The organism is Streptomyces sp. URMC 123 (assembly GCF_051386515.1).
Lineage (GTDB): Bacteria > Actinomycetota > Actinomycetes > Streptomycetales > Streptomycetaceae > Streptomyces.
This window is the reverse complement of the sequence record NZ_JBPQTV010000461.1, coordinates 1-3,935: the sequence shown is the minus strand read 5'-3', so window position 1 is coordinate 3,935 and position 3,935 is coordinate 1. Positions and strand designations below refer to the sequence as shown.

Annotated in this window: 3 protein-coding genes; all 3 read right to left on the bottom strand. The window is 77.4% G+C overall.

The window, feature by feature from the left end; genetic code table 11:
• A partial coding sequence (locus ACSNOD_RS29325; RefSeq protein ID WP_436770105.1) for a DUF6114 domain-containing protein occupies window positions 1–1,020 on the bottom strand: 1,020 nt, incomplete at its 3' end.
• Window positions 1,011–1,628 carry a DUF6230 family protein gene (locus ACSNOD_RS29320; protein WP_436770104.1) on the bottom strand — a complete coding sequence of 206 codons (618 nt, stop codon included), beginning with the start codon at window positions 1,626–1,628 and terminating at the stop codon, window positions 1,011–1,013. The genes ACSNOD_RS29320 and ACSNOD_RS29325, both read right to left, overlap by 10 nt.
• A 243-nt stretch (window positions 1,629–1,871) precedes the next feature.
• Window positions 1,872–3,542, bottom strand: a complete 1,671-nt coding sequence (locus ACSNOD_RS29315) for an aldehyde dehydrogenase family protein (protein WP_436770103.1) — start codon at window positions 3,540–3,542, stop codon at window positions 1,872–1,874.
• Window positions 3,543–3,935: the final 393 nt, after the last annotated feature.

Sequence of the window (3,935 nt, the reverse complement as noted above, 5' to 3'; positions counted from 1 at the left end):
CAGGCCCTGGAGGCAGCCGCTGAACCGGGTGAGGTGGAGCGTGACATCGCCGCTCAGACGCAGGGCGTCGACGCCGACGACGAGCGGCGCGCCCCCGCCGTCGCGGGTCCGCAGCCGGTACTCCGTGAGGGTCGCGGCCCGCATCCTGAACACCATGGCCCGGCGGGGCCCGGCCACGGTGGGCACCTCCTCGACGGAGGCGAGGGTGAAGCCGCTGGGGGCAAAGCGCTCGGTGGTCACCGTCGGCGGGGTGCGGGCCGCCGTGACGGGGGCGGGGCCACCCGGCGCCGGCCCGGGAGCGGCGACGGCCAGGAGCAGCAGCACGGGCAGGGCGCCCGCGAGGGCCGTGGACGGGGTGCCGCCGACGCCGGGGCCGCTCCCCCGCCGGGCGGCTCGGAAGGCCCCCCTCCGCTCGGGTCGCGTGCGCTCCGCCTCCCCCGGCCCGGGCCGGGACCGAGGGGTGTCCTGCCCAGCGTCTCGGGGCCGGGGGCCCGATACGCCCTCGGGCTCGGGTTCGGGGTGGGCCTCGGGTTCGGGCCCGGGCGCGGGCTCCTTCGGCGTCCACGCGAAGCCCATCGCACCGCCGGCGATGCCGAGCAGCATCCCGACGAGGAAACCGCCCAGGTTCGTGGCGGCGAAGGAGAGCACCGAGAGGATCACCGCGTGGATGCCGACGTAGTGGCGGGTGTGCGGCAGGAACCAGAGGAAGAGACCGGCGGCGATCAGGGCCGTGCCGATGCCGATCGCGGCGACCCCACCGAGCCCGAGCCCCAGGAGAACGGTCCAGGGGGCGAGCGGGACGACGAGGAGTTCGGCGCCGCCGAGGAGCAGCAGGACACCGGCCCAGAACGGGCGGGTGCGCCGCCAGGTGCGCAGCGCCCGCAGCGCGCCGCGCGCACGCCGGGCCGCGGACGGGCACCAGGCACGCCGATCGGACCGTTCGAACCATTCGGGCCGCGTGCGCCCCTTGGGCCGGTCGGGGCGCGGGGCCCGGCCCGGCCGGCGGAAGTTCAGAAGCATGCGGGACCGTCCAGACCCACCTTCAGCCGCAACCCCTTGAGCCGGAAGTTGCCGCCGGTGGCGGACCACGCGTGCGAGCGGACCCCGGACACGGAGACCTCCTCGGCCTGGAGGCCGAACCGCCCGGGTTCGCCTCTGACCCCGGGCACCTGGTCGAGCGTGGAGGCGTCCCGCCCGATCTGGACCTGTCCGAATTGGGCGTCACCGACCAGGTCCTCGCCGTGCAGCACCAGGTCGCTCACGGTCACCTCGCCCGCGTCGCCGCCGGCGGTCAGCTTGAACACCACCGTGCCGATGGGTGTGTCGACGCGAGCGGCCTGGCAGAGGTCCGTGAGCGTCGCGTCGTTGATGCCGAACAGCGCGCCGGGGTGGCCGCGGCCGTCCGCCGACCGGCCGACGTCCACGAACGACGCCAGCCCCTTGCTCGTCAGGCGCCCGGTGGAGACCTGGAACGCCTGGCCCGAGACGGCGAAGGAGGAGGCCAGGACGCCTTCCGCCATGACGACGGCCATCACGGCGGCCGCGGTGACCGCGGGCAGGGCGACGGCGGCCGCCTTCTTCCACGCCGTTCTGCCCTCGGGCCGCCGTTTCCGCTCGGTTCCGCTCACCGTTCGTCCCCCTCCGTCGGCCGCGGCCGGCGAAGGGGCGGGAGTGGACGCCCGGATCGCCGTCACGACACATGTGTGCCAGGGCTAGATGCCCACGGAGTGTGAGCGCACCCCCGATTCCGTATCACCCATTCGGACGAACTACGGGACGCGCCGCGCCCGGCCGGAGCCTCGGCGGGAGGTCGTCGAGCGTTCGACGGGAGGTGGTCGATGCGTTCGGCGGAAGGTCGAGCGGGCCGTCCGCTACCGCGGGTGGGCACCGTCCGCGAGGGCGCGCAGGGCCATCAGCGGTGGCAGACCGGCCCGGGGGGCGGTGTTGAAGCGGAGGTCGGTGGCCGGCAGCGGGGAGAGCTGCGGCAGGAGCCGGGAGGGGCGCGTACGGGTGAAGACGCAGGTGTGGCGGCCGGTGCGCTCGGCGAGGTGGAGCACCTCCGCCCAGGCGACGTACGGGGTGACCAGGGCGACCGGGCCCACGGGGACGGCATCGGCGCGCACCCGGTCGGGGCACGGCTCGGTGAGCACGTACGGGCCCGGGCCGGGGCGCGGCGCGGCGGCGCGGGGCGCGGCGCTTCGGGCCGGACCCCGGTAGAGCAGCCGCACGCCGTCCGCCACGGCGGAGTCCAGCCACCGCGCGAGCGCCTCCTGCTGGGCGGCGAACAGTACGGAGGGCCGCTGGGTCGCCTCGCTCAGGCGCTCGGCGCTCTCCACCAGATGGCGGAGGAAGTCGCTCCAGTGCCGGATGTGCACGGCGACGACCGGTGTGGCACAGCAGGAGCGGCCGGCGCGCGAGAAGCAGGCGTGTGCCGCCGCACGGGCCGCGGCCGGCACCCGCGCGTCGTGGCGCACCACGAACAGGCCGCGGGCCAGGGGCAGGCGGCTGCCGTCGGCGGCGGAGGGCGCCGAGGTGCCGCAGCACTGCGGCGCGAGCAGATCGGTGTGCTCGGCGAGCAGGGCCCGCAGGGCGGGGGCGCGGCCCGGCTCGGGGACGAGGAGTTGCCACCCTCCCCGGGGCAGCCCGGCCGCGTGCGCCAGCAGGATCACCAGGGCGGCCACGACGGTGCTGCGGGGGTCCGCACGCGTGATGACGGGGCTGCCGTTGAGGAGGGCCGGCAGGGCTCCTTCGAGGAGTGAGGCGACCGGGCGGGCGGGGTCGAGCGCCGCCGCGACAACGGGCGCGCGGTGTCCCCCGCCCGTGGCGCCGGCCCCCGGCCGCGCCGGGGCGCCCGCCGCGTCCGTGCGGTCGGGGGCCGCCACGTCATCGGTGGCGTCCGAGGCGTCCTCGCCGTCCGGGGGGACCAGGGCGTCAGCGGTGTCCGGGCAGCGGGGCGCGCGCGGGCCGCCGCGGGCGCCGGGAACGCCCGCTCCGTCACCGGGCCGTGGGCCGGCGGCCCGCCACGGCCAGGCGGCGGGCCGGGGGAGCCGGGTCGCGGGCCGGTGGTGCCGCCGGGCGGCGGTCACATAGCCGCGCAGGACGTCGTCGGCGGCGCCCAACTCGGCCTCGGCGTCCCGGGGGCCGAGGCCGCTGGCGTGGACGAGCGCCGTCCGCAGCGCCCGGTCGTCGGCGCGCAGCAGCGACCGCAGCGTCAGGGCGAGGCGGAACGCGCCGGCCGGCGTCACGGTGGCCTGGCGCGCCCGCCGCACGGCCCGGTGGACATCCTGTGCCGTGGAGAGGGGCACCCGGGCGACGCGCTCGCCGGTGAACGCGCTGGGGACGGGGAAGTGCCGCCGCCCGCCGGCCCCGAGGCCATCGGCCGCGATGCCGCCGGTCCCGAAGCCATCGGTTCCGGTGCCGCCGATCGCTGCACCGCCGCTCGCGTCACCGTCGCTCGTGATGAGATCGAGTTCGAGCGCCCGGCGCAGTGACCGGTCGAACTCCCCGTGCCCGCCGCATGGCGCGGGTGGCGGACCTGGCATGTTTCCCCCAGTCGTCCCTTTCATCATGGCCGCCCCGCGACGGCCCCAAAACCGAAGAGTCGGTGGGGAGTTACCACGGGAGCATGAAATACGCGCACGGACCGGAGTGAAGGGGGTTGTGCGCCGCCCCCGGCTGGGCAGGCAGGTCTCGGGCCGGCCCGCACGCACGACGGCCGGCCCGCCGGTACGACACCGCGGCCGGGCGACCACGAGGGCGCCGGCCCCGCGGAAGGGGGGCGGCCATGGTGCAGGTCGATGTCTTCTGGTCCTACGGGATCGGTGCCGGATTCGCGCTGGCGGCCACCCGGCAGCTGCGCGAGCGGGCCCGGGCGCTCGGGGAGACGGCCGGGGCCGGGGCACGGCGCGAGGGCCCCGCGGGGCGCTCCCCGGGGT

Coding starts and splice junctions, on each gene's coding strand:
- ACSNOD_RS29315 (WP_436770103.1), bottom strand. CDS start 3,542: ATGCCAGGTCCGCCACCCGCGCCATGCGGCGGGCACGGGGAGTTCGAC.